Below are 26894 nucleotides of genomic sequence, written 5' to 3'. Positions count from 1 at the left end.
TAATCTAGATTAGAGTTGAGCCAGCTCACAAAAGCATTCCTAAATGAGATCTTATTCACGTTGAATTTTAAAAAAACTTTGAACTCCGTCGACATTTATTAAAAACGTGATCTAAGTACTCCTCCCCCCTACTCCCCCAAAAAAAAGAAGAAGGAGGAGGATGACGAACGCCTCCTTTTGCATAAGAATGACACTATAAAAGCGCTTAGCTAATACCAAACTGAATAAGTAGTTGGTAAAAATTATTTAAAATTAAATGAGGATAGACACAATGACGAGTGTCACTTTACGTAACGTTTGCAAATCCTATGGCGACGTTAAAATCTCGAAGAATATTGATTTAGATATAAACTCTGGTGAATTTGTTGTTTTTGTTGGGCCATCGGGCTGTGGTAAATCAACATTATTACGTTGTATCGCGGGTTTAGAAGACATTACGTCTGGCGACTTATACATGGGTGAAAAGCGCATGAATGATGTCGAACCTTCTAAACGTGGCGTAGGTATGGTTTTCCAGTCTTATGCGCTTTATCCACATTTAAACTTGTTTGATAACATGTCTTTTGGCTTGAAGTTAGCAAAAGCAGATAAATCTGAAATCAAAAAACGTGTTGATCACGCTGCTGATATCCTACAGCTAGGTCATTTACTAGAACGTCAACCTAAAGCACTTTCTGGTGGTCAACGCCAACGTGTTGCTATCGGTCGTACTTTGGTGTCTCAACCAGACGTTTTTCTTCTTGATGAGCCTTTATCAAACCTTGATGCGGCATTACGTGTTCAAATGCGTATCGAAATTGCCAAACTGCATAAAAAACTAGGTTGCACCATGATCTACGTTACCCATGATCAGGTCGAAGCAATGACAATGGCTGAAAAAATTGTGGTACTAGATGGCGGGTATGTTTCTCAAGTTGGCGCGCCATTAGAACTGTACCATTACCCAAAAAACCGTTTTGTGGCTGGCTTTATTGGCTCTCCTAAAATGAACTTTATTAGTGTCTTCATTGAAGATGTTGAGAAGAATCAAGTTAAGGTTCAATTTAAGAACGGCGCTTCATTTTGGATCCCAGTCGATGGAACACAGGTCACTCGTGGTGAAAGAATGTCACTAGGTATTCGTCCTGAGCACTTAGTTGCTGCTGAAAATGGCGACGCAGTTATTAAAGGAGATGTTTTAGTTGTTGAAAAATTGGGATATGAAACACAAATTTATTTAACAATTGAAGATGCTGACGCCGATATGATATACCGTGTCCCTGATACAGCGTTAATTGAAGCAGGCGATGCCTTCTCTATTGGTATTCCTGCAAATCGATGCCATTTATTTCATAATGATGGAAAAGCATGCCAAAGGCTCTATAAAGAAGTCGGCGCTTAACAAACGTTACTAATTATAAAAAGCCCAATCTGCAATTGGGCTTTTGTTGTTTATTTGAGGAATATTGTGAACACACATCATGCATTCCCGTACCCTCTTGGTGCGACACTTACTCGCGATGGTTGTAATTTTTCTGTACATCACACCTCCGCATCTCCCGTTTCATTAATCATTTTTAATGATGACGGTACATATTGTGAATACCCGTTCACCGCAGAGTACGCCTCTATAAAATATACTTTTATCGATGGAATCACAGAAAATACCGCCTATGGCTTTAAAATCATTCAAGACCAAGAAGCCCTTCTTTTACTTGACCCCTATGCAAAAGCACTAAAAAATACACCTCACTATCAAGTACCTTACACTGCAGAACAAAGTTGGACACTCGCTCAGTCAGTGGTTGTCGACGACCAATTTGATTGGCAAGGTACTGCTAATCCAATGATCCCTCGTGCAGAAACCATCTTATTAGAAACTCACGTAAAAGGCTTTACGCTGTTAAACCCAGAAGTTAATAAGGATGTAAGAGGTTCATATCTTGGTTTAGCGGATGCTGCCTGCATCGCTCACTTAAAGCAACAAGGGATCACTACCGTACAATTACTTCCTGTAGCTGCTTGTATGCATGAACCACATTTACTTGAAATGGACATGGTGAATTATTGGGGATATAACCCTATCTCTTTTATGGCTCCAGATCCTCGCTATGCCAAAACTGATGCAGTTCGCGAGCTAAAAACGGCGATACGAGAATTACATAAAAATAATATTGAGGTGGTCTTAGATGTGGTATACAACCACACAGCAGAAGGTGGTAATGGCGGAACAACCTTTAATCTAAAAGGTTTAGACCAAGACTATTACTTACACCATAATGGTAATTACACTAACTATACCGGTTGTGGTAATACGCTGGACATTACACATCAACCAAGTTTAAACCTAGTTATGGATACTTTGCGGTATTGGGTTGAGCACTACCATATTGATGGCTTCCGATTTGATTTAGCTGCGACATTAGGTCGTAAGTATGACCAATTTAATCCTAACAATGCGTTCTTCAAAGCCGTTGCTCAAGATCCGATCCTTAGAAAAGTAAAACTGATTGCAGAGCCATGGGATATTGGCCCTAACGGCTATCAGGTTGGCCAATTTCCTGATGGTTGGAATGAGTGTAGCGATAAATTCCGTGATACCGCTAAGAGTTTTTGGCGCGGGGAGCAAAATTACCTAAAATCCATTGCGACTCGTCTTATGGGATCTCGAGATCTGGTTAGCGCTTCTCGTTGGCCACATAAACTTCCTGTTAACTATATTAGCTACCACGATGGATTTACTCTTCAAGACCTTGTTAGCTATAAAGAGCGTCATAATTACGCTAACGGTGAAGAGAATAGAGATGGCCATGGCGACAATCGTTCTGATAACTATGGTGTTGAAGGACCAACAAGTAACCCTAGAATTATCGCCCTTCGTGAGAAACAGAAACGCAATATGATGACAACGTTATTATTTAGTTTTGGGATCCCTCACCTTCTTGCAGCTGATAATTGCTCACACACTCAACAAGGTAACAATAACGCTTACTGCCAAGACAGTGATATTAGCTGGGTAAATTGGACATTAAATAAAGAAGCACAAGAGTTTAAAGCATGGTTATCAGAAATGATCCAAGCTAGACAAACTCATATGGTGCCTATTATAAATGCATTTAGCGGTTCAAATAGAACGAAACAAAAAGTTGAATGGTATACACCTGAAGGCAACTACATGACACACAGTGATTGGCATGGTGCTGAATCTTTATGCCTTCACCTTAATATCTATAATGGTGAAAAAGAATTACTGATTATAATTAATCAATCAAATGTGCCTACACGCTTTGAATTACCAAAGCCCAAAAAATACTCTCGCTGGTCTTTAATCTGTGATACTCAAGATACAAGAACCAGCACAAAACAGTTTATTTTCGATTACAGCTTATCACCACTATCAATCGCGATATTTAATGCCGAATAGGAAAAAAGATAACCACTAGTATTGGTATAAATAGACCGCAATAAAAAAAGGAGGCTCATAAGCCTCCTTTTTAATTTATCCACTAAGCTAATCAAGCTCAGCTTCAGATTTTACACGTCCTTTGTGATATGTTCTATACGCTAAAACCATCAGCGTAATTATTAACTTGGATGTCATCCAGATCATATGCGAACAAACTACCTTAAATTTGATGTGTAAAAGACAAAGTGCCTTGCTCTAATGCGCTCCAATGTCATGGAACTGTCAGAACTCTACCAAAACCAAACATAATTGTCACATTTAATATACAGCTTACCGTACCAATACTTTATATAACCCACCTATTTTTATAAGCAGGTTGACCCATTATTTAATAATTTGAGCAAGACGATCTTGCACTACACCAACAATGAGATCCGGCTGAAACTTAGAGATAAAACGATCACAGCCGACTTTTTGTACCATTGCATCATTAAAACTACCACTCAACGACGTATTCAGAGTAATAAAAAGATCATTCATTCGAGGATCGTTTCGAATTTCATGTGTCAGTTTATAACCATCCATCTCAGGCATTTCAGCGTCAGTAATCATTAATAAGATCTCATCCGTAACGACTTTCCCTTCGTTACACCACCCTTTTAGTAAATTCAGAGCCTGAAGCCCATCACTGCACTCAATAACTTCTAAACCCAACTGCTGCAACGTATTTCTAACTTGAGCACGAGCCGTACTCGAATCATCAACAGTAAGAACTTTACGTCCATGCATGTGGGCAAGAAGCTTCTCATCTAATACACCTTCAGAAATAGTAATATCATACTCAATGATCTCTGCCAGTACTTTTTCTACATCGATAATCTCGACTATACGAGTAACATTTGGCTCAACTTCAACTTGAGTGATTGCTGTAAGATAGTTATGACGCCCAACAGTTTTAGGTGGCGGTTGAATATCTGCCCAAGTCGTATTTATAATATTTTGAACTTGTCCAACTAAAAAACCTTGGGTGGTACGATTATATTCTGTGATAATTAATGTCGCCTCTTCATCACAACCCATCGATTTCATCCCAATAGCTCCTCGTAAATCGATCACAGGAACAGACTCACCGCGTAAGCTAGCCACTCCTGAAATATGATAATGAGAGCCTGGTAGTTTTGTTAATTTAGGAACTTTTAAAATCTCTTTTACTTTAAAAACATTGATCGCAAAAATTTGAGTAGTGTTAAGCTTAAAAAGCAACAATTCCAATCGATTTTCACCCACAAGCTGGGTGCGCTGATCAACACTATTTAATATTCCACTCATACATAACACCCACTCAGCCATTCAAATTATTAATAATATAACCAACAATTATTTATGTAACACGTTATTTATAATTATTATCGGCATTTATTGAGAACTCTTTAACAAGTTAGTGCAAAAAAATAGACAATAATGTTACTATTCTTCGCATAAGCATCAGATAAGATGTATGTTGTACTAAATTAAAGGAATTTAATATGCCGCAAGCCCAACCCTTACTCGTTCGTATGATGAATACCAACATCGTTATACAAATTTTAATCGGTATCGTTGCAGGTGTTGCTCTAGCAACATTATCACCAGATCTTGCTGTTTCTGCAGGTCTATTTGGTCAATTGTTTGTTAGTGCGCTAAAAGCAATTGCTCCTATCCTTGTATTCATTTTGGTCGCATCTTCTATCGCTAACCAAAAACGAGGCCAAGATTCAAATATGAAACCTGTCGTGGTTTTATATTTAGTCGGTACCTTTTGTGCTTCATTAACTGCAGTAGTTATGAGCTTTCTTTTTCCGACAACTCTTACTTTAGTTACAGATGCTGCAACAAACAGCGCACCAGAAGGAATAGCTGAAGTCCTTCACACTTTACTGTTTAAAATTATTGATAACCCAATCAATGCATTAATGACGGGGAATTTCATTGGTATCTTAGGCTGGGCTGTAGCGTTAGGTCTAGGGCTACACTCTGCATCTGATGCAACGAAAAAAGTATTTATTGACCTGTCTAACTGTATCTCAGATATCGTAACTGTTGTTATCCGTTTTGCTCCAATTGGTATCTTTGGTTTAGTATCAAGCACATTTGCAGAAACAGGTTTTGACGCGCTAGCAAGTTACTCACACCTATTAGCGGTACTGCTTGGTTCAATGGCGTTTATCGCGCTAATTGTGAATCCATTAATTGTATTTATTCGCACTAAGCGTAACCCATACCCACTTGTGTTCTTATGTCTACGTGAAAGCGGTGTAACTGCATTCTTTACACGAAGCTCTGCAGCAAACATTCCTGTAAATATGGCATTATGTGAGCGTTTAAATCTACATAAAGACACTTACTCTGTATCTATTCCACTAGGTGCAACAATTAACATGGCCGGTGCTGCGATTACTATCACTGTACTTACCCTTGCAGCCGTTCACACTGTTGGCGTAACCGTAGATTTACCTACGGCAATACTGCTTAGTTTAGTTGCGGCAGTATCTGCATGTGGTGCATCTGGTGTTGCTGGTGGTTCATTACTTTTAATTCCATTAGCATGTAGCCTATTTGGTATTCCAAACGAAATTGCAATGCAAGTCGTTGCTATTGGTTTCATCATTGGCGTTGTTCAAGATTCAGCTGAAACAGCGTTAAACAGCTCAACAGATGTTATCTTCACAACTGCAGCTTGTCGTAAAGCGGATAACCCATACAAACCACTAGTTCAACCATCAAATTCTTAATATTGAGTTAATAGTTGAAACTAAAATGGCCGCTAAATTAGCGGCCATTTTTATTTGATTATCTTCAGTAAAGACTTAAGAACGCCTAATGATCTTTATGCTGATATAAATAAACTGAGTAAGAAAACGCTAACAACGCACATAACGTTGCAGGAATCGCTAGTGTATTTATTCCAAGAAAAGGATAGAAATAACCACCAATCACCCCGCCAAAAACAAAGCCAAATGCGATAAATAGATACAATGCTAAACGACGACGATGAATGGGCTCTCCCTTTAACTTCATGCCTAGCATAATACCAAGATCAGTAAGCACACCAGTTACATGAGTGGTTCTAACCACAGCTCCACTGTAGGTAGTAACCAAGCCGTTTTGTAATCCACAAGCCGCAGAAGCAAAGTAATGCCCCCACTGGCTTCCTTCACCTAAAATAATCATTGCAGCAAACAACAAAACACTTTCAATACACAGTGCGAAATTATATCGTCGCCCTAATTTTAATGCCGTACAACCGACAATTAAGCTACTTAATGAAGAGCCTAAAATAAAGCTAAAGATAATAAAGAATAAGTGCCATGTTGTTTCATTGAACCCAAGTAATTGAGTTCCAAGTAACGTGGCAGTACCAGAGAGATGAGAGATAGATTGGTGCTGAAAACCCAGTAGGCCTACTGAGTTAGTGATCCCAGCTAAAAGTGCTAGAAAGAAGGTGCCGTATTCGACCCATTTAGGTAGTTTTGAAATCACGATGCGATACCTAACCAGTAAAGAGCGTTATTCTATACCCAAGTAACGTCAAGATACAGTTTCAGTACAATTTATCTGATCCTATACGCTTATCGACAGTAAATAAAAAGGAAAGACGTAATGTCTTTCCTTTAAGTATTTTTAATTGGCTGCTTTATTCAAATTATGATAAATACATTTTTATGTATTTTTCAGCCGCTTCATCCCAACTAAAATTTTGCGTCATTGCATGTAATTGAACACGCTTTATTTCATTTAGGTTCTGACTATAAAGTAATAATGAACGCATCAATACTAATAATAACTCAACCGGTTCTGGGTTTTTAAAACTAAAGCCAGTTGCATTATCAGGATCAATATCATAATCAATCACACTGTCCTTAAGACCACCGACTTCACGTACAATTGGAAGGGTACCATAAGCCATGCTATAAATTTGATTTAGTCCACAAGGTTCAAACTCTGAAGGCATTAAAAAGAAATCAGCAGCCGCTTCAACCCAATGTGCTAGCTTATTACTGTAAGCTTCTACAAAGGCAAATTTATCACTGTGTATTGCTGCAATCTCTGCCAATTGGTTAGCCAGAATAGGATCACCTGTACCTACTATTACAACTTGAGCATCATTCTTTAAGAACTGCTCTAAAATAGGTAATAGGTAATGAATGCCTTTTTGATTAGTTAAACGACAAACCATGCCATACATAGCAACGTCTTTTTGAGGAAGATTAACTTCTTCTTGCAACGCTGATTTACATGCTTTTTTACCACGAACCATACTAATGCGATTGGCCTTAAATTGCTTAGGAATGAAAGTATCCACTACAGGACTCCATTCTCCATAATCACAGCCATTTAAAATACCAAACAAATCGGCTTCTCTTGCTTGGAAATCAGCGGCCATGCCGTGAGAACCAAGTTCGGTCAGTAACTCTTTTGCATAAGTAGGGCTTACCGCATTAATTTTATCGGCACATAACACACCGGCTTTTAACATACTGATGTGCGTATGACTGACTGAGGCTTCAGGAACGTAATGCGTTTTGAACTCTGCAAGGCAATTAATTTCATCGTAATGAAAAATACCTTTAAACACCGCATTATGAACAGAAAGAACACTGCGTGTGTGTGCAAAAAAAACATCATTATTATAACGTTTCTTCAGTAAGTATGGCACTAAACCTGTGTGCCAGTCGTTTGCATGAATAATGTCAGGTTTCACATTGAGCTTTGGCAGCATATCAAGACAAGCTGCACTAAAAAAAGCGAAACGCTCACCATTATCAGCATAGGCTTGATTATTTTCAGCGTACATTTCTGCACGATCAAAATACTGAGCACACTCAATACCAAAGACAGAAACACCATCCACTTCTAACGCCCTTACTTGATAAGGTGTATGTGGCCAATGCTCTAAATTTGTCTCTAACAAAATCTCTGCGTCGTCTCGACCTGAAATATTTTTGTAAGCTGGCATCGCAATATTTACTCGATGCCCTAATGTGTTAAGGGACTTAGGCAGAGCCTTGGCTACATCAGCCAAGCCTCCACTTTTGATTAATCCTTCGACCTCAGATGCTACAAATAAAATTGAAAGCGTCTTAGTAACCAATTCTCTCTCCTTTAGGGATAACTACAATGCCTTCATCTGAAACATGGTATCTCTTCTTATCTTCCTGAAGATTAACACCAATTTCAGTTCCAGGGGCAATATCTACGCCTTTATCAATGATAACTCGGCGTAAAACGCATCCTTTTCCAATTTTCACATCACCTAAAAGAATACTTTCACTAATATCACAAGCAGAGGCAATATTACTACGGAAACCAAGTACCGATTTCTCAATACGAGAGCCGCGAACATAACTGCCACCACACACTAAACTGTCAATGATTTGAACACGACCATTGTCAGAGTCGCTGAATGTCGCAGGAGGAAGTGGCGGATAGTATGTATGAAGCGGCCATTTACGGTTATATAGAGAGAATGGTGCATCTTTCTTAAGAAGATCCATGTGCGCTTCCCAGTACGATTCAATCGTACCTACATCACGCCAGTAAACTTCTTCTTTTTCACCAGTAATATGATTGGTGCTGAAGTCATAAACATATACATTTCCTTCCGGAAACATCTTTGGAATAATATCTTTACCAAAGTCATGTGATGAGTCAGCAAGATCCGCATCATGTCTAAGCTCTTTACATAAGCTTTCTGATTCAAAAATGTAATTACCCATAGAAACAAGAGCAATACCAGGGTGGCCGGGAATACATTTTGGATTTGCCGGTTTTTCTTCAAAACCAATCATTTTTCCATGCTCGTCCACTTCGATAACACCAAAACCCGTCGCATCTTTAGCTGGCATACGAAGTGCTGAGACAGTTAACGCTGCTTGTTTTTTCTTATGGAAATCGAGCATTTGTCGAATATCCATTTTGTAGATGTGATCCGAACCAAAGATACATACGTGCTCAGGCTCTGATGCTTCAATAAAGCTGATATTTTGATAAATCGCATCGGCGGTACCTTCATACCAACGCTTCCCTGTTCGCATTTGTGCAGGGATAGGGTCAATAAAGCGATCTGTAATTCCATTTACATTCCAACCCTTTTTCATATGTTGGAATAATGATTGTGACTTAAACTGAGTCAATACATAAATTCGCATTAAATCTGCATTCACAAAATTGTTTAATGCAAAATCAATTAAACGATAGCTGCCACCAAACGGTACAGCAGGTTTTGTGCGAGACTCAGTTAACGGACGCAGACGTGAGCCTTCACCACCAGCCAAAATCATTCCTAATACACCAGCCATTTTCTCTCCTTGAGATTATTTTTAATATAATCACTATTAGTTAATAGTGCTTATTATCATTATTTGAGATTAACTTAACATATTTTATATGTAAAATTGAGAAAATTTAAGCTTATATCTATTTTCAATATTAATTCATCTGAGAGTGTGCTTCAGTTCAATCTTTCCGGCCAAAGCAACACAAACAGTTAACATTATATTCACCAATCTAATATATAGCTCATCATTCCATAAAAAATAGGAGTTGAAAGTTGTTTAAGGCAGTGCAATTATTTCATAATATCGTTTAACAGGAATTATTATATGCCGCTTCATTTGTTTCAACAGCTTCAACTTATCTGGGATTATCATCTTTTAAATCAACCAATAAAAAAAAGTGACGCTATTTTTGTACTATGTAGCTACGATTTACGTGTTGCTGAACATGCAGCTCAACTTTATCTCGACGGGTATGCCCCTTTGCTTATCTTCTCAGGAGCACAAGGACGTGCTACAGAAGGCTTATTCAACTTAAGCGAAGCTGAAACTTTTGCAAATGTGGCTAAAGATATGGGGGTTCCCTCTTCTGCTATTCTTGTTGAAACAAAAGCGACTAATACGGGTGAAAATATTTTCTTTACTCAAGATTTGCTTAAAGAAAAAAATATCAAGGTTGAATCTCTACTGTTAGTTCAAAAGCCTTATATGGAAAGAAGACTACTCGCTACATTCTTAAAAAACTGGAGCAATATAGAATTCTGTATTAGCTCGCCTAATATTAGTTTTATCAATTACCCTACTGAAGAGGTTACTTTTGATCATGTCGCTAGTATTATTTTAGGTGAATTACATCGATTAAAAATCTATCCAACATTAGGTTACCAAGAAGCACAAAATATTCCCAAAGAGGTATGGGAAGCGTTTGAAAACCTTACTCAACTTGGTTTTGATGAATATTTATTACCAGAATAAAATACATAAATTAAAATAGCCCTGAACCACAATCGTCATTCAGGGCTATGTATTATCTTACTATTTTTGAACTGATTACTTTAAACGATAGAATACCGTTGAAAGTGGCGGTAATGTAATCGAGATAGATTGAGGTAGTCCCTGAGACTCAATAGTTTCTGTTTTTACTTCGCCAATAACATAATAGTTACTGCCGCCATAGAAATTCGCATCACTATTAAGTAATAACTCATATTCACCAGAAACAGGCATACCTAAGCGGAAGTTTTCTCTTGGTGATGGCGTAAAGTTACTCACCACCAAAATACGCTCACCATTATCGCCTAAACGTTCATGAGCCAATACACTCATTTCGGCTTCATCTTGCAATCGCCATTCAAAACCTGAAGGGCTACAATCATTTTGATATAGTGCTGGTTGCGAAGTGTACATTTTATTCAAATCACGGACTAATGCCTGCATACCAGAGTGACGGTCAAATTCTGTTAAGAACCATTGCAGTTGACCATCATGATCCCACTCTGCACTTTGAGCAATTTCAGCACCCATGAAGTTCAGTTTCTTACCTGGCTGACCATACATATAACCCATGTATGCTCGCATATTAGCCGTCTTCTGCCATTCATCACCAGGCATTTTATCTAAAATAGAGCCTTTGCCATACACCACCTCATCGTGAGAAAGTGATAACACATAGTTTTCACTAAATGCATACACCATAGGAAAAGTAATGGTGTCATGATGGTAACGACGGTGAATAGGATCTTCTTGGATATAGCTCAGACTGTCATGCATCCAGCCCATATTCCATTTAAAACCGAAACCTAAGCCGCCATCAAACGTGGGTGCTGAAACCCCAGGAAAAGCCGTTGACTCTTCAGCAATAGTCATTGCATTTGGATAATGAGTGTAAACCTCTTCATTCATCCATTTTAATAAGGCAATGGCACCATGGTTGTGATTTCCGCCATCCCAGTTAGGGATCCACTCACCATCTTCACGTGAATAATCAAGGTAAAGCATTGACGCAACCGCATCAACACGTAAGCCATCGATATGGAAGTGTTCAAACCAATACAGTGCATTTGAAACTAAAAATTCACGTACGTGCTGTTGGTCATAGTTATAAATAAAACTCTGCCAATCATTGTGCCAACCACGACGCGGGTCAGGATCATTAAACAGTGACGTTCCATCAAAGTTCGCTAAACCGTGAGAATCAGATGGAAAGTGAGCTGGAACCCAATCCAAAACAATACCTACGCCTGCTTGGTGACACTGATCAACAAAAAATTTGAAGTCATCAGGTGTACCAAATCGACTTGTTGGTGAGAATAAACCAATTGGTTGATAGCCCCACGAACCATAAAACGGATGCTCCGAAACTGGCATCAACTCAATGTGCGTATAACCCATCTCAACGATGTATGGGATTAATTGCTCAGCCAATTCACGGTAAGTTAAAAACTCACCTTGTTCATTTCGCTTCCAAGAACCGGCATGAAGTTCATAAAAAGATAAGGCTTCTTTTTGCTTTTGAGTAACAGGCCGTGTTTGCCATGTCGTATCCTGCCACTGATATTCAGCTTGATCGTAAACAACAGAAGAGAAAGACGGGTATTGCTCGTTAAACGCACCAAATGGGTCCATTTTATGAGGAAGCGCTTCCCCACTAGGCCCTTTGAGTTCAAATTTATATTTTACTCCAGCCACATGCTCTGGAATAAATAATGCCCAAAGTCCATTATCAATGCGCTGCATAGGGTGACGACGGCCATCCCACTGGTTAAAATCACCAATAACACTGACAGCAGATGCATTCGGTGCAAACACAACATATCGCACACCTTGAACACTCTTTTTACCACGCTCAAGCGTAACTAAATGAGCACCCAAATGGTTATACATCTCTTTTGGCGCATGAGCCTGAGCATCTGTCGGGGAAATGTCGTGATATTGATAAGGATCATCAATGATTTGCTCTATGCCATTCCAATTAACGACTAGTTGGTAATGTTCATTGGTAATATCAAGGGATTCATTAAGAATAAACATCTCTTCTTGAGAAGGTTCAGAGCTTAATGCATAACTTTTCTGATTTGAAGAAAGACGCACACTAACCGAGGTTGCTCCAGGAAGCCAAACACGCAAGGCAATGTCAGAAGATTGATATTGTGGACCTAAAAAAGAAAATGGATCTGAAAATGCAGCCCTTTCAAGCTGCATGTAAATGTCCTTTTCTTTACGTTCAACAAGTAAGTTCAACGTAAATACTCCTATTATTTTCGGCTAGCTTGAGCACGAATGTCAGTTAAACGCTTAGTTAATTCATTCACTTCTTGGCGATTAAAAATCTCATCCAAGGTGACTGATAACTTACGACGCCAGTTTGGATATTCATCAACAGTTCCCGGTATGTTAACTGGTTTATCCATTTCTAGCCAATCTTCAAGCTGTAAACTGAGAAGCGTGCTCGATCCTGCAGCCAAATGACATTGCAATGCATCACTTAAATGTCTATCCATTGGTACAAATGACGCATCACGACCCACACCTTCAGGTAGGAAACCATGGAAATCAACGCTGTTTAAAATCTCTTGTTTAGATTCTGCTCGCGTTTCAAATAAGGCTTTTAACTGCTCAGCATCTGGATATAAGCCGATCTCTTCGCCCATTTTTAAGTCATCACAGTGCCAAAAGCCACGTAATGTTGGCATATCATGCGTACATAGTGCCGACATCGACTGCTCTTGATAATGAGTAGGCGAATAAAAACCACCATCTTCTGCTGTTTCAAAAAAGAAGACTTTATATGAATGAATACCGGCATCAGCAAGTAAATTCACAATTTCATCAGGCACGGTACCTAGATCTTCACCAATCACTGAACACTCATAACGATGGCTTTCTAGCGCAAGAATCGACAGCATATCTTCAACTGGGTAATACATGTATGCGCCTTTTGTCGCATCTTCACCCTTTGGTATCCACCATAAACGCAACAGACCCAATACATGATCAATACGTAATGCACCACAAGCTTTCATGTTTGCACGAAGCAGTTGAATATAAGCATCATAGCCTGTTGCTTTTAATGCATGCGGATTAAGTGGTGGTAAGCCCCAGTTTTGACCAAGAGGACCTAAAATATCAGGTGGCGCACCAATACTAGCATCTAGACATAGATTTCCGTGATCTGCCCATGTTTCAGAACCAGAATCCGCAACCCCTACCGCTAAATCGCGATATAGACCAATATCCATCCCTTTATCTTCAGCAAAATGCTGAACATCATTAATTTGAGTAAAGGCAATCCATTGTAGGTACATGTACAAATCAACCTGATCACGGTTGTCTTTAATAAATTGCTGTACTTGTTTATTATCAAAATGTTGTAATTCACTTGGGAATACAGGCCAGCCCCAAATGCTTTGATCTTTGGTATAAAGTGAATTATGCAGTGCATCAAATGCAGCTTGATGAAGTAGGCTTTCACCGCCCTCTTCTACAAATGCAAGGAACGCATCAGAGCGAGCGCTATTTTTATCTAAATGGCGCGCTTTAAATTCCGCAAATAATAGCGGCAACACACTCATTTTAAGCGCTGACACTTCGGTATAATTTACCCAATGAGATTGTCGAGCTTCAATCAAACGCTGCTGGAACTCCGCACTACCAACCAACTCTTGTGCTTGATTACACAGTGCAAACTCTGGTACTGAACACACGTCAATATACAGAATATTTAACCAACGACGAGAAGATGGGCTGTATGGACTTGCGCCTTCAGGGTTTGCAGGGAACAGTGAATGAATTGGGTTTAAACCAACAAAATCACCACCACGGTTTGCAATATCACCAACCAACTGTTTTAGATCACCAAAATCACCAATACCCCAGTTATGAGCGGTTCTTAGTGTATAAAGTTGAACACTTGGACCCCACAGTTTCTTCCCCTGATTAATTGCATCTTGTTTAAAACAAGCTTGAGGTGTCACGATTAATGTCATCACGTAAGGAGCTTTACGGCGCTTACGAATCACTTCTAATGTGTGATATCCCCAAGGTAATGTTGGTAAAGAAAATAATAATACCCCACCCTTTTCACGCTTATCCGCTACAATTTGAGATTGCAGGTAACCTTCAAGGACCTCACCATTTTCAGTCGTTACTTTCCAACTGAATTCACTAATGCGAGCACTTTTACCTAACTGCATAGAAACTTGAAGTGGCTCGTTATCACGAATAACAGACACCGGCGCTAACACGTCTTGCTTCTGCATTTTTTCAGAAGAACGCTGCAATGTAGCTTCATTCTTAGTGTCATAACCCAAAGAAGCCAGTAAACGAATTAAGGTATCGTCACTGACTTTTTCTTCATCGCCCCAAGCACTTACGTAACTATTTGCTAGCCCAGCCTGCTCTGCGATTTGATGTAGAGTATTATTATCTTTCATCGCTTTTTCTCCAAGGGCAGCATAATACTGCCCTCATTGTTATATTTTTAATTTCAAATTAACGGTTAACGGCTTTTAATTTCCAGATGTTATTCACATAGTCACGGATACTACGGTCAGAGCTGAATTTACCCACAAGTGCTGTGTTTAAAATCGCCATTTTCGCCCAATGCTTTTGATCACGGTAAGCCGCATCGATGTTATTTTGAGCACGAACATAATCTGCGAAATCTGCCAATACTAGGTACGGGTCACCGCCATAAAGTAGGTTGTCACGCGTTGCAGATAACAGGCCTACTTGACCTGGAGTAAATTCATCACCAGCCAATAGGTCTAATGACGCTTGCAGTAATGAATCGGCTTCGTAATATTTGTATGGGTTGTAACCAGATGCTTTTAGCGCTTCAACTTCATCAACATCAAGACCGAAGATAAAGATGTTTTCATCACCTACTTCTTCACGGATCTCAACGTTTGCACCATCCATTGTACCGACAGTCAACGCACCGTTTAGGGCCATTTTCATGTTACCAGTACCTGATGCTTCTTTACCTGCGGTAGAGATTTGTTCAGAAACGTCAGCTGCTGGAATGATGATTTCAGCCATGCTCACTCGGTAATCAGGAATGAAGACGACTTTTAAGAAGTCAGATACACGAGGGTCGTTATTTACTTTCTCTGCCACTTTATTAATAGCGAAGATGATCTCTTTAGCTAAGTGGTAACCCGGCGCTGCTTTCGCTGCAAAGAAGAACACACGTGGGTGCATATCAAAGCCAGGTTCATTCAAAATACGGTGGTATAAAGAAAGAATATTTAACAGATCTAAATGCTGACGTTTGTATTCGTGCAGACGTTTGATTTGAACATCAAAAATAGCATCAGTATTTAATTCAATACCCATGTTCTCTTGAACCCAATCCGCAAGACGTTGTTTGTTTTGCTTCTTAACGGCCATAAACTCTTTTTGGAATTTCGCGTCATCAGCAAATTTTGCAATATCACGTAGCTGATCTAGATCTGCTGGCCAGTCATTACCAATCTTAGTTGAAATCAAGTTAGAAAGACCTGGATTACAGAACTTCAACCAACGACGAGGAGTCACACCATTAGTTACGTTCGTCAGTTTACCTGGGAAGTATTCATTAAACTCTGGGAATAAATCACGCTTAACTAACTCAGAATGAAGTGCCGCAACACCATTCACCGCGTAAGAAGAAACCACACATAAGTTTGCCATGCGCACCATACGATGCGTACCTTCCTCAATGATTGAAAGCTTACGTAGCTTATCAACATCACCCGGCCATTTCAGTTTTACGCCTTCTAAGAATAGATAGTTAATGTGATAAATGATTTCCATATGACGTGGAAGTAAGCGAGAAATTAACGATTCGCTCCACGTTTCTAATGCTTCTGGAAGTAACGTATGGTTAGTGTAAGCAAATGTCTTCGAACAAATTGCCCACGCTGCATCCCATGTTAAGCCACGCTCATCAATTAGAATACGCATCAACTCAGGAATACCAATGGTAGGGTGAGTATCGTTTAGTTGGATAGTTTCGTATTTTGGAAGATCTTCAATCTTATGACCTGCCGCATCGTGGCGACGTAAGATATCCGCAATCGAACATGCACAGTGGAAATACTGCTGCATTAAACGCAGTGTTTTACCTTTCTCGTGGTTATCATTCGGATACAAGACTTTCGTTACGTTACCCGCATCAATCAGAGCATGTTGCGCTTCAAAGTAATCGCCATTGTTAAAGCTAGCTAAGCTAAACGGTGCTTTTGCACGACATTCCCACAAACGCAGTGGATAAACCGTATCACTTTGGTAACCAACAATTGGTAAATCCCAAGGCATACCTTCAACTGACATGCCAGGAACCCAGCGACGTTTCTCTTCGCCATTTTCAGTGTACGTTTCAACTTTACCGTAAAAACCAACGTTTTGTGCAAAGTCAGGACGAGCCACTTCCCACGGGTAACCTTCTACGCCACGCCATGCATCAGGTGCTTCTTGTTGGCGACAGTCATCAAAAGACTGACGGAACAGACCGTATTCATAATGCAGACCGTAACCAATAGCAGGGAACTCTTGCGCTGCTAATGAATCCATAAAACACGCAGCTAGACGACCAAGGCCACCATTACCCAGTGCAGGATCGCGCTCTTCTTCTAACAAATCCGTTAAGTTATGTCCTAACTCACCCATTGCATCGGTAATGTCTTCATAAAGACCCATGCTAATTAAGTTGTTACCTGTTAAACGACCAATTAAGAACTCTAAAGATAAGTAGTTCACACTACGTGCGTTCTTAATTTTCTCATCATTTTCAGTACCAACAAGGTCAAATGTAGTTAGTTCAGCTAGGGCTTTACCCATCGCTAAATACCATACCTTAGAAGTGGCTATTTTTTCATCAGCACCAAATGTTGTTACTAAATGCTGCTTTACAGAAGCTTGAAATGCCGCTTTATCAAAATCTTTGATGTTGTTCGTTTTCATCTTGTATCTCTCACGAAGGTTCATAAATCAACTGTGAGTAATCCTGCCTGTTTCAAATAATAGTCGCATCCTCCTCCTTGGGGGCGGAGACTAAAATCAAGAAAGGCGTAGTAAAAACGAGCATAATTTAGCGTGATATAACTCAAACTTTGTAGGCTTACAGGCTAATTTGACGTGATAACTGACACAGTTTTGCGGCATTAAATACAAAATGATAACAAGATCACAGTTTGGGACATTTTTGAAATTACATCATACAACGCAATAGAAGCGATTGATTTATAAAACAAACCACAACTAAAAAGAAACATAGATCACACTTATGGGGCGTAGATGAGACATTCTTTTCCAATATTATGGATAATCTTCTTAGTATTTTTAAGAAGAACAATAATTATGTTAATACCATCGAAATTACATTTTCCTAGACGCTTGCATAACGCCATCATAAGACAACGTGTGCTTAATACACTTGCAGATGCCATTCATTACAAACTGGTCTTATTTCGATCTCCAGCTGGCTATGGCAAAACAACAATGGCTGCACAGTGGCTATCAAATAAAGAAGCAACAGGTTGGTATAGCCTTGATGATGGTGATAATGATGAATATAAATTTGCTAAATATTTTGTTCAAACCATTAGTAATGCTACCGGACTAGATCTTCCTCACTCCAAAGCATTAACAGAGAAACGTCAATTTGCCTCTTTATCTAGCCTATTTTCTCAAGTATTTACTGAGCTGATCCCATTTCAAGAAGAAGCCTATTTCGTACTCGATGACTATCACTTAATTACCAATGACGCGATTCATCTTGGGCTAAAATTCTTCCTTAAGCATTTGCCTGATAATCTCACTCTGGTTATTACCAGTCGTTCTCAGCCGCCACTCAACACAGCAAATTTGCGAGTTCGAGATCTATTGATTGAAATTGACAATCAAAGTTTAGCTTTTGACCAATCAGAAACGTCTCTTTTCTTTAACCAACGTCTTAACGATGACATTGACCAAGAATCGATTACCAATGTTCGTAAACACGTTGAAGGTTGGCCATCTGCCTTGCAGCTCATAGCCCTGCATAGTATTCAAAATAATCAGTCTTTAAGTAACTCAACACAGGCGATGGCTCAGCTTAATCATGCTCATTTGTGGGATTATCTTGCCGAAGAAGTGTTTGATCATTTAGATAAAGAAACCCAACAATTTTTAATGCGTTGTGCGGTATTTGAACACTTTAGTACCCAGTTACTGGTCAGTGTCACAGGCCGAAATGACGCACAGCTATTAATTGAGAATCTAAACCGATTTGGCCTATTCATTAATAGCGATAGTGATAAAGAAGACTGGTATAAATTCCATAATTTATTTGCTGAATTCTTAACGCATCAACGCCAAAACTATTTAGCGCATGAAGAAGTACAGCTGCAGCAAAAAGCCGCAAACGCTTGGCTATCACAAAAGAATATTTATCAAGCACTTCGCCACGCGAAAAATGCTAAAGATGATCAATTGGTCGCAGAGATCTTAACGCAGTATGGCTGGCACCTATTCAATAATGGCGAGCTTACGTTGCTTGAATCTACCATTACGCAATTGGATCCTGAGGTGTTATTTACCTCTCCTCGATTAGTTATCATTCGAGCATGGTTAGCGCAAAGCCAGCACAACTACTTACAAGTGGATGATCTGTTATCTGAAGGGCAAAAAGAGATGTCTGCACGTAATATTACGTTAGACAGACAAATGCAGGGCGAACTCGATGCTTTACGCGCTCAAGTTTCTATCAACAAAAATGAACCTGAAGCTGCCCTCGCCTTTGCAGAAAAAGCCCTTGAAGAGTTAGATACCAATAAATATCGCAGCCGTATAGTCGCGACATCTGTAATTGGCGAATACCATCACGTTTCAGGAAACCTTGCACAAGCACTTGCCTTAATGCAGCAAACTGAAAAGATGGCAATGACCTATAATATTTATCACCAAGCGTTGTGGGCTATTTTGCAACAAAGTGAAATATTAATGGCACAGGGCTTCATGCAAGCCGCTTTTGATTTACAAGATAATGGCTTCAAACTGATTGAAGACCAAGATTTAGGCCAGCTGCCTTTACATGAATTTTTATTACGTTCGCGCGCGCAGATCTACTGGTTCTGGTTTCGTTTTGATGAAGCAGAACAGTGCACATGGAAAGGGTTAGATGTTCTTTCTCCATTTGATGAAACCAAACACCTACGTGGTTACTCAATGCTTGCTCGTTTAGCGGTAGCTCGTGGTGAACTAGACAAAGCCGAGCGCTATCTAGAAAAATGCCAGCAACTATTAAGCCAAGCAGATTATCATATTGATTGGAAAGCCAATGCCTCTTCAGCTCAGCTTTTCTATTGGCAGGCGAAAGGCAATACGGAAGCAATCAGCTATTGGTTAACGCATACAGAAAAACCTGAAACTCGTTGTAATCACTTTACTCAGCTTCAATGGCGCAATATTGCCAGAGCCTATTTCCATTTAGGAGATATTGAAACGGCGATTACAACACTGCAAGCTTCTCAAGCCATTGCTCAGCAACATAAATTACTCACCGATATTAACCGTAATGCCATTATGGAATCAGTATTGTTGTATGAGAATAAGCAAATAAATGAATCAATTGAAGCAATGCACCTAGCAATAAAGCAATCGAATCAAACGGGGATCATTGGCAGTTTCTTAATGGCAGGCCGAAACACCTTAAAGCCATTAGCAAAATTACTGCAAAAAGGAAATCTTACTGAGCTTGAAAAGCATCGTATTGAGCAATTACAAAAAGCATTATCAAATAATGAGCGCTCTCGCTCTGCCCATTTTGATGAAACCTTTATTGAAAAAGTGATTAATAACCCAGAGGTGCCAGAGCTGATAAGAACAAGCCCTCTTACTCATAGAGAGTGGCAAGTATTAGGATTAATTTATTCAGGTTTCAGTAACGAGCAAATTGCTGCAGAGTTTGATGTGGCTCCAACAACAATCAAAACTCACATTCGTAATTTATATCAAAAACTAAATTTAGCGAATAGAAAAGCAGCGATTGCCATGGCTGATGAGCTAGTAAGTATGATGAAGTAGTGCCTATGCCAACAATTATCTCATTAATGATATTGGGATAATCATTTTTACGACATTTTTTATACAAAACTTATGTATAATCACGTACCTTCGTGCATTATGCATAAGTTTTTTTTCATCTATATAGAGCTAAAATGAACTATTTAACGACATTCTTTAAAGGTATGGCAATGGGCGCAGCTGATGTTGTTCCTGGTGTATCTGGTGGTACGATTGCCTTTATTACTGGTATTTATGACACGCTTTTAGAAAGCATCCGTCGCATTAATCCTTCTATTTTAGGGTTATGGAAACGTGAAGGATTTAAAGCGGCATTTGCACACATTAATGGTTTTTTCCTTATTTCTCTTTTTGGTGGCATTTTAACGAGCATCTTAACACTCGCAAAAGTCATCACATGGATGCTGCACACGCACCCAATTCCTCTGTGGTCATTCTTCTTTGGTTTGATCATCATCTCAATCATTCATATCGCAAAACAAATTGAGAAATGGTCATTAGATCGTTTTGTTATGTTATTAGCAGGTGCCGCGTTTGCTTATAGCATTACGGTTCTAAACCCAATGACAATGACACCATCAACCTTTACTTATATTCTTGCTGGTTCAATTGCCATTTGTGCAATGATTTTACCTGGGATTTCAGGCAGCTTCATTCTTCTACTTATTGGTATGTACAGCCCTGTTCTTGGTGCAGTAAAGTCTCTTGATTTGGTCACAATGGGACTATTCGCGTCAGGTTGTGCCATTGGCCTACTGAGCTTTTCACACGTACTTTCTTTCTTATTAAGAAGATTCCGTGATATTACCTTAATCTTTTTAACCGGCTTAATGGCGGGCACATTAGGTAAGATCTGGCCTTGGAAAGAAGTGATTGAATGGCGCACCAACTCAAAAGGCGAGCAAGTACCATTGATTGAGCACAATTTATCACCATTCAACTATGAGCAAGTAACACAACAACCTGCACTTATTGGTTTTGCTGTTGTTGGTGTAATTCTAGGTATCGGCTTAGTAGTTGGTTTAGAAATGTACGCAAAGAAAAACGACAAGTAATACGTATTTTTTGAACAAGCTATAGAAACAAAAATGGCGGTGAAAGAAAGGTTATCCACCTTATCTTCACCGCCATTTTTATTAGATCTCTATTTAGTTGGGGCCACTTATTTAATACCATAAGATTGAATAAAAATAGACGTCACCGTATCTACCTTACTCTTCACCGCATCGCCTGCCGGTTCAGTATCTAAATTCATTACCTGCGGCCAAAATAGCAAGCCTTGAAACAGACTCACGTACACATCTGTCATTAATTTTGAATCGACATTCTTTAATCGCCCAGCTTCAATAGCCGTATTGAACCACTGCGTTATCGCGCGAATACTATAGATATTTTTTATTAAGTTTTTAGCCATATCTGGCTGACGTAAAAATTCCATCACTATGGTGCGAGCAAGAGAGATACCATAGATTTGATAAAGTATTTCTATCTCTTTATAAGCAATATCATTCAATTGCTCTTCGGTACTTTTCTCTTCATCAAATTGATAAGAAACGTTTTCGTTTACTGAGTCATTAATAATGGTTAATACCGATTCAAATAACACTTCTTTACTTTCAAAATGACGATAAAGGGTACGTTTAGACACTTCAGCCGATGAGGTAATTCTATCCATATTGGCAGCAAGAAAACCGTGCTCAATAAATTCTTCTTTTGCCGCATTGATAATATCAAGGTGCTTTTGCTGTGATCGTGTCAGTTTTTTCATAGTCCCTCCATCACTAAATTTAGAACATTCTACCCATTCAAAATAAAAATGTACACTCAAGAGTTTACTTTATTGCAATTTAGCCATAAAATAAACTCACGAGTTTACTTTAGTAATTGAAAAATGATTTGCTCGATTATTTTATATTCAACCAACCACTCTTTTCATGAGGAATGAGTCAATGAATTCACGTATTTCGACTGTTATGTTAATGAAGAAAACCGTACTGGCTGTCAGCCTTGCGATTGGCACACTAATAATCTCTGGTTGTGACTCAAACAAAGCACAATTAGAAACAACAAAAGTCGACACTATTCGCCCTGCACTTATTGAAGTGATTAGCCCAAGTATAAATGCGCAATTACGCTTTAACGGTGTTGTACGCTCTGCCGAACGTGCTGATTTAGCTTTTAGAATGAATGGACGTGTTATTAATGTGCTTGTTGAAGAGGGCCAACAGGTAACAAAAGGACAATTACTGGCGCAATTAGATCCTCGTGATGCGAAAACGGCACTAGAGTCAGCACGTGTTGAATATAAAAATAGCCAAGCAGAATACAACCGTGGCAAAGCGATTTATGAAAAAAGCCAAGCCATTGCTAAGAGCGATTTAGATACGTTAAGCACTCGCTATAACCTAGCTAAAAATCGACTAGAAGAAGCAAAACGTCAATTAGAGTACACCCAATTGACCGCTCCTTTTGATGGTATTGTTGGTCGTAAGATGATCGACAATCATGTGCAAATACAAGCAAATAGCCCAGTATTGACCATTCATGATCTTGATAACTTAGAAGTACTTATCAATATTCCAGACAGTGTCATGTTGGGTGAATTAAAAGGCTCAGAAGCGATAGCTCAAATCAGTGCTGTTCCTAATGTCCGCTTTCCTCTTGTATTAAGTACGTATGGCACTCAAGCGGACCCAATAACGCAAACCTACCCTGTGGTACTAAAGTTTAAAGAATTAAGCGGCTTTAATGTATTACCGGGCATGACAGTAAAAGTGACTCCTGTGTATCCAAAAGACTCAGCAGAAGAGAACACTCTTATTACCGTGCCTTTAACCGCTATCGTCCCAGATAACAAAGGCAGTCAATTTGTGTGGGTGGTTGATGCTCAAAATCAAGTACAGCAACGCGCGGTTAATACCGGTGAATTACTGGCAAACCGAGTGGTTATTACTCAAGGCTTGCAAATGAACGAGCGCATTATCATTGCCGGTGTAACCAGTATTAAAACCGACATGATCGTAAAACCATATTCTGAACAATCAGCAATGAGTGACGGGGAATAAAAATGGACATTGCACGTTATACCATTACTAAGCGTACCTCAGTGTGGGTGCTTATCACTCTGATCTTATTTGGTGGTTACTTAAGCTATTTAAAACTAGGTCGTTTTGAAGATCCTGAATTTGTCATTCGTCAAGCGGTAATCAATACCCCATATTCTGGCGCAACCGCTCAGGAAGTATCAGACGAAGTAACCGATATTATTGAAGGTGCCGTTCAATCACTTCAAGAAGTAAAAGAAGTGAAGTCTGTCTCTAAACAAGGCATGTCTGAAGTGACGGTTGAAATCAAACTTGAATTTGCTCAAAGCCAAGCCGCTTTGCAACAAGTGTGGGATAAACTGCGTCGTAAAATTGGGGATGCACAACGCCAATTACCACCAGGAGCAAGCGCATCTATTGTTAATGATGACTTTTCTGATGTGTACTCGCTATTTTTTGCCGTAACAGGCGAAGGCTTTAGTGACAAACAACTGCAAGATTATGTCGATGACTTACGACGTGAACTTGTTCTTGTCCCTGGCGTTGCAAAAACAGCAACACTAGGCGAGCGCCAAGAAACCATTTTCGTTGAAATGTCGAGCGAGCGCATGGCGCAATTTGGCGTGTCTGCAGAGAAAGTGTATCAGGTACTACAAAAGCAAAACATCGTAACGGTTGCCGGAAGTATTGAAACGGATGCAATGCGTATTCCTGTGATCCCAAACTCTGGAATTAACTCAATTAATGACTTAAATAACCTGCAAGTAAGCCTTGGGGATAATAATACTGTCCTTCGTTTAGGTGATATTGCAACGGTTATTCGTGGCTACCAAGAACCGACTTCTATGCTGGTTCGTTACAATGGTGAACGTGCCGTAGGTTTTGGTATTTCAAACGTATCAGGCGGTAACGTGGTTGATATGGGCGATGCCGTAAAAGCGCGCATTGCAGAGCTAGAAGGTCAACGTCCATTAGGGATAGAGCTTAACGTTATCTCTATGCAATCGGATTCGGTTCGTGCGTCGGTAACCAACTTTATTGATAACCTCATTGCTGCTGTTGTAATTGTATTTGTCGTCTTACTGCTATTTATGGGGCTACGCTCAGGCATCGTCATTGGCTTTGTTTTGCTACTGACGGTTGCAGGCACGTTATGCATCATGTTAATCCAAGACATCGCAATGCAAAGGATCTCTCTGGGTGCATTGATCATTGCATTAGGCATGCTGGTAGATAATGCGATTGTGGTGACAGATGGTATTTTAGTACGCTTACAAACCACACCAAATGATAGCCGTGAGGAGATTGTTTCTGATGTGGTTAATGCAACTAAATGGCCTCTTTTAGGTGGTACGGTTGTAGGTATTTGTGCTTTTAGTGCTATCGGTCTTTCTCCATCAGACATGGGCGAATATGCAGGATCTCTGTTTTGGGTGATTTTATACTCAATGCTATTAAGTTGGGTATTTGCGATTACAATCACGCCAATGCTATGCCACGATTTTCTAACCGTGAAACCAATAGATAGCCAAGCACCACCAAGCCGTATTAGTCAACAATACCGTCAATTATTAACTTGGGTATTAGCACATCGTGGTATCAGTGTAGGTCTTTTACTGGTTGTTTTATTTACTTCTATTTATGGTGTTCGTTATATTCCACCGGGCTTTATGCCAGAATCTCAACGTGCTCAATTTGTGGTTGATGTTTATTTACCACAAGGATCAGACATTAAGCGCACAGAGCAAACTATTGCGGCCATAGAGCAAGATGTAAAACAGAAAGAAGGCATCACAAATATCACCAGTTTTGTGGGCGGTGGCGGTTTACGCTTTATGCTAACCTACTCACCAGAAGCTCGTAACCCAAGTTACGGCCAGCTACTGATTGATATTGATGACTATCAAAACATTGCTCCACTGTTGGTTGAACTTCAAACTGAATTAGATGCAAAATACACCAATGCATCGATTAAAGTATGGAAATTCATGCTAGGTCGCGGCGGCGGTAAAAAAATTGAAGCTGGATTTAAAGGTCCAGATAGCTATGTACTGCGACAATTAGCAGAGCAAGCAAAAGCGATCATGATTAATGATCCACAATTGATTGCGGTGCAAGACGATTGGCGTCAACAAGTGCCAGTGCTGCGTCCTCAGTTTTCAGAAGAAAAAGCACAACAATTTGGATTAACCACACAAGACATAAATAAAGCCATCGCTCAGACATTATCTGGACGAAACGTTGGCGTTTATCGTGAAGGTAATGACTTAATTCCAATTGTGGCTCGCTCACCAGAAACAGAGCGTAATCATCAACGTGCGATAGAAAATACAGAGGTCTTTAGCCCAACAACCGGCAGTTTTATCTCAGTAAGCCAACTAATTGAATCATCAAACTTAGTTTGGGAAGATGCGATTCTACGCCGTATTGATAGAATGCCGACAATTTTAGTGCAAGCTGATCCTGCACCTAGAGTACTGACTGCGGATGCCTTTAAACAAGTAAGAGAGAAAGTTGAAGCAATAGAACTACCATCTGGATACCAGTTGATTTGGTACGGGGAATATAAAGCCTCTAAAGACGCCAATGAAGGATTAGTTATTTCGGCACCTTATGGGTTTGCAGCGATGATCTTAGCGGTTATTTTCATGTTCAACGCACTACGTCAACCATTGGTTATTTGGTTAACCGCACCACTTGCGATCATTGGTGTATCAATAGGATTAGTCATATTCCAAACGCCATTTGAGTTTATGGCGATACTTGGGTTCTTAAGTCTTATTGGTATGATGGTAAAAAACGCAATCGTACTTGTTGACCAAGCGGATGTTGAAGTCGGAAATGGTAAGCACCCTTATAACGCGATTATTGATGCGTCATTAAGCCGCGCAAGACCAGTATTACTCGGAGCACTAACAACCATACTTGGTGTTGCTCCCCTGCTTATCGACCCATTCTTTAAAAGCATGGCAGTGACTATTATGTTTGGTTTGTTGTTCGCAACCATACTGACATTAGTGGTTATCCCACTCTTTTATGCGATGTTCTTTAGGATCAAGGTAAACCACTAGTTGAAAATTACTAAATAACAGGCATAAAAAAGGA

The 26894-nt window shown here is 39.6% G+C and carries 16 protein-coding genes; 8 read left to right on the top strand and 8 right to left on the bottom strand.

All coding sequences use genetic code 11. The features are described 5' to 3' along the window. Positions 1–271 precede the first annotated feature (271 nt). Both malK and glgX read left to right on the top strand, forming a co-directional pair. A complete protein-coding gene (malK, locus tag ED622_RS04220; protein WP_122032683.1) occupies positions 272–1381 on the top strand; it encodes a maltose/maltodextrin ABC transporter ATP-binding protein MalK in 1110 nt (369 codons plus the stop codon). 66 nt (positions 1382–1447) lie between these two features. Further along, positions 1448–3403 (top strand): glycogen debranching protein GlgX, encoded by a 1956-nt coding sequence (gene glgX, locus ED622_RS04215; protein WP_122032682.1) that lies wholly within the window; start codon positions 1448–1450, stop codon positions 3401–3403. A gap of 366 nt (positions 3404–3769) precedes the next feature. On the opposite strand, the gene ED622_RS04210 is transcribed toward glgX, so the two are convergent. Further along, the gene (locus ED622_RS04210) at positions 3770–4714 is read right to left on the bottom strand and encodes a chemotaxis protein CheV (protein ID WP_122032681.1); all 945 of its coding nucleotides are present in this window, start codon (positions 4712–4714) and stop codon (positions 3770–3772) included. 197 nt (positions 4715–4911) lie between these two features. Here ED622_RS04210 and sstT point away from each other — a divergent pair, with 197 nt between their 5' ends. Further along, a complete protein-coding gene (gene sstT / locus ED622_RS04205) occupies positions 4912–6156 on the top strand; it encodes a serine/threonine transporter SstT (RefSeq protein ID WP_122032680.1) in 1245 nt (414 codons plus the stop codon). Between the two features lie 85 nt (positions 6157–6241). On the opposite strand, the gene ED622_RS04200 is transcribed toward sstT, so the two are convergent. The 3 genes from ED622_RS04200 to glgC form a co-directional block, all read right to left on the bottom strand. After that, positions 6242–6904, bottom strand: coding sequence for a YoaK family protein (locus ED622_RS04200; protein ID WP_122032679.1), 663 nt, complete (start codon positions 6902–6904; stop codon positions 6242–6244). A gap of 163 nt (positions 6905–7067) precedes the next feature. Beyond that, positions 7068–8516, bottom strand: a complete 1449-nt coding sequence (gene glgA / locus ED622_RS04195) for a glycogen synthase GlgA (protein WP_122032678.1) — start codon at positions 8514–8516, stop codon at positions 7068–7070. Beyond that, entirely contained in the window at positions 8506–9723 is a 1218-nt protein-coding gene (gene glgC / locus ED622_RS04190) for a glucose-1-phosphate adenylyltransferase (protein WP_122032677.1), read from the bottom strand. Before glgC ends, glgA begins: the two co-directional genes overlap by 11 nt. A 303-nt stretch (positions 9724–10026) precedes the next feature. Here glgC and ED622_RS04185 point away from each other — a divergent pair, with 303 nt between their 5' ends. Continuing rightward, the gene (locus tag ED622_RS04185) at positions 10027–10674 is read left to right on the top strand and encodes a YdcF family protein (protein WP_122032676.1); all 648 of its coding nucleotides are present in this window, start codon (positions 10027–10029) and stop codon (positions 10672–10674) included. Positions 10675–10749: 75 nt separating this feature from the next. Here ED622_RS04185 and glgB read toward each other — a convergent pair whose 3' ends face one another. From glgB to ED622_RS04170, 3 genes are read right to left on the bottom strand one after another with little or no spacing between them, the layout of a single operon-like run. Then, the gene (glgB, locus tag ED622_RS04180) at positions 10750–12900 is read right to left on the bottom strand and encodes a 1,4-alpha-glucan branching protein GlgB (protein WP_122032852.1); all 2151 of its coding nucleotides are present in this window, start codon (positions 12898–12900) and stop codon (positions 10750–10752) included. A 53-nt stretch (positions 12901–12953) separates the two neighbouring features. Further along, positions 12954–15131, bottom strand: coding sequence for a 4-alpha-glucanotransferase (gene malQ, locus ED622_RS04175; protein WP_122032675.1), 2178 nt, complete (start codon positions 15129–15131; stop codon positions 12954–12956). A 58-nt stretch (positions 15132–15189) separates the two neighbouring features. Further along, entirely contained in the window at positions 15190–17643 is a 2454-nt protein-coding gene (locus ED622_RS04170; protein WP_122032674.1) for a glycogen/starch/alpha-glucan phosphorylase, read from the bottom strand. Between the two features lie 396 nt (positions 17644–18039). On the opposite strand from ED622_RS04170, the gene malT reads away from it, so the two are divergent. Beyond that, entirely contained in the window at positions 18040–20745 is a 2706-nt protein-coding gene (gene malT, locus ED622_RS04165; RefSeq protein ID WP_122032673.1) for an HTH-type transcriptional regulator MalT, read from the top strand. Positions 20746–20879: 134 nt separating this feature from the next. Further along, positions 20880–21800: a DUF368 domain-containing protein gene (locus ED622_RS04160; protein ID WP_122032672.1), complete on the top strand. Its 921-nt coding sequence runs from the start codon at positions 20880–20882 to the stop codon at positions 21798–21800. 107 nt (positions 21801–21907) lie between these two features. On the opposite strand, the gene ED622_RS04155 is transcribed toward ED622_RS04160, so the two are convergent. Beyond that, a complete protein-coding gene (locus tag ED622_RS04155; protein WP_122032671.1) occupies positions 21908–22513 on the bottom strand; it encodes a TetR/AcrR family transcriptional regulator in 606 nt (201 codons plus the stop codon). Positions 22514–22694: 181 nt separating this feature from the next. Here ED622_RS04155 and ED622_RS04150 point away from each other — a divergent pair, with 181 nt between their 5' ends. Together ED622_RS04150 and ED622_RS04145 are read left to right on the top strand one after the other, a co-directional pair. After that, entirely contained in the window at positions 22695–23810 is a 1116-nt protein-coding gene (locus ED622_RS04150) for an efflux RND transporter periplasmic adaptor subunit (protein ID WP_122032670.1), read from the top strand. 2 nt (positions 23811–23812) lie between these two features. Next, positions 23813–26860: an efflux RND transporter permease subunit gene (locus ED622_RS04145; RefSeq protein WP_122032669.1), complete on the top strand. Its 3048-nt coding sequence runs from the start codon at positions 23813–23815 to the stop codon at positions 26858–26860. Positions 26861–26894: the final 34 nt, after the last annotated feature.

Source organism: Aliivibrio sp. EL58 (genome assembly GCF_900312675.1).
Classification (GTDB): Bacteria; Pseudomonadota; Gammaproteobacteria; order Enterobacterales; family Vibrionaceae; genus Aliivibrio.
Note: the sequence above shows the minus strand (reverse complement) of the source record. Positions and strands in the feature narration are given on the sequence as shown.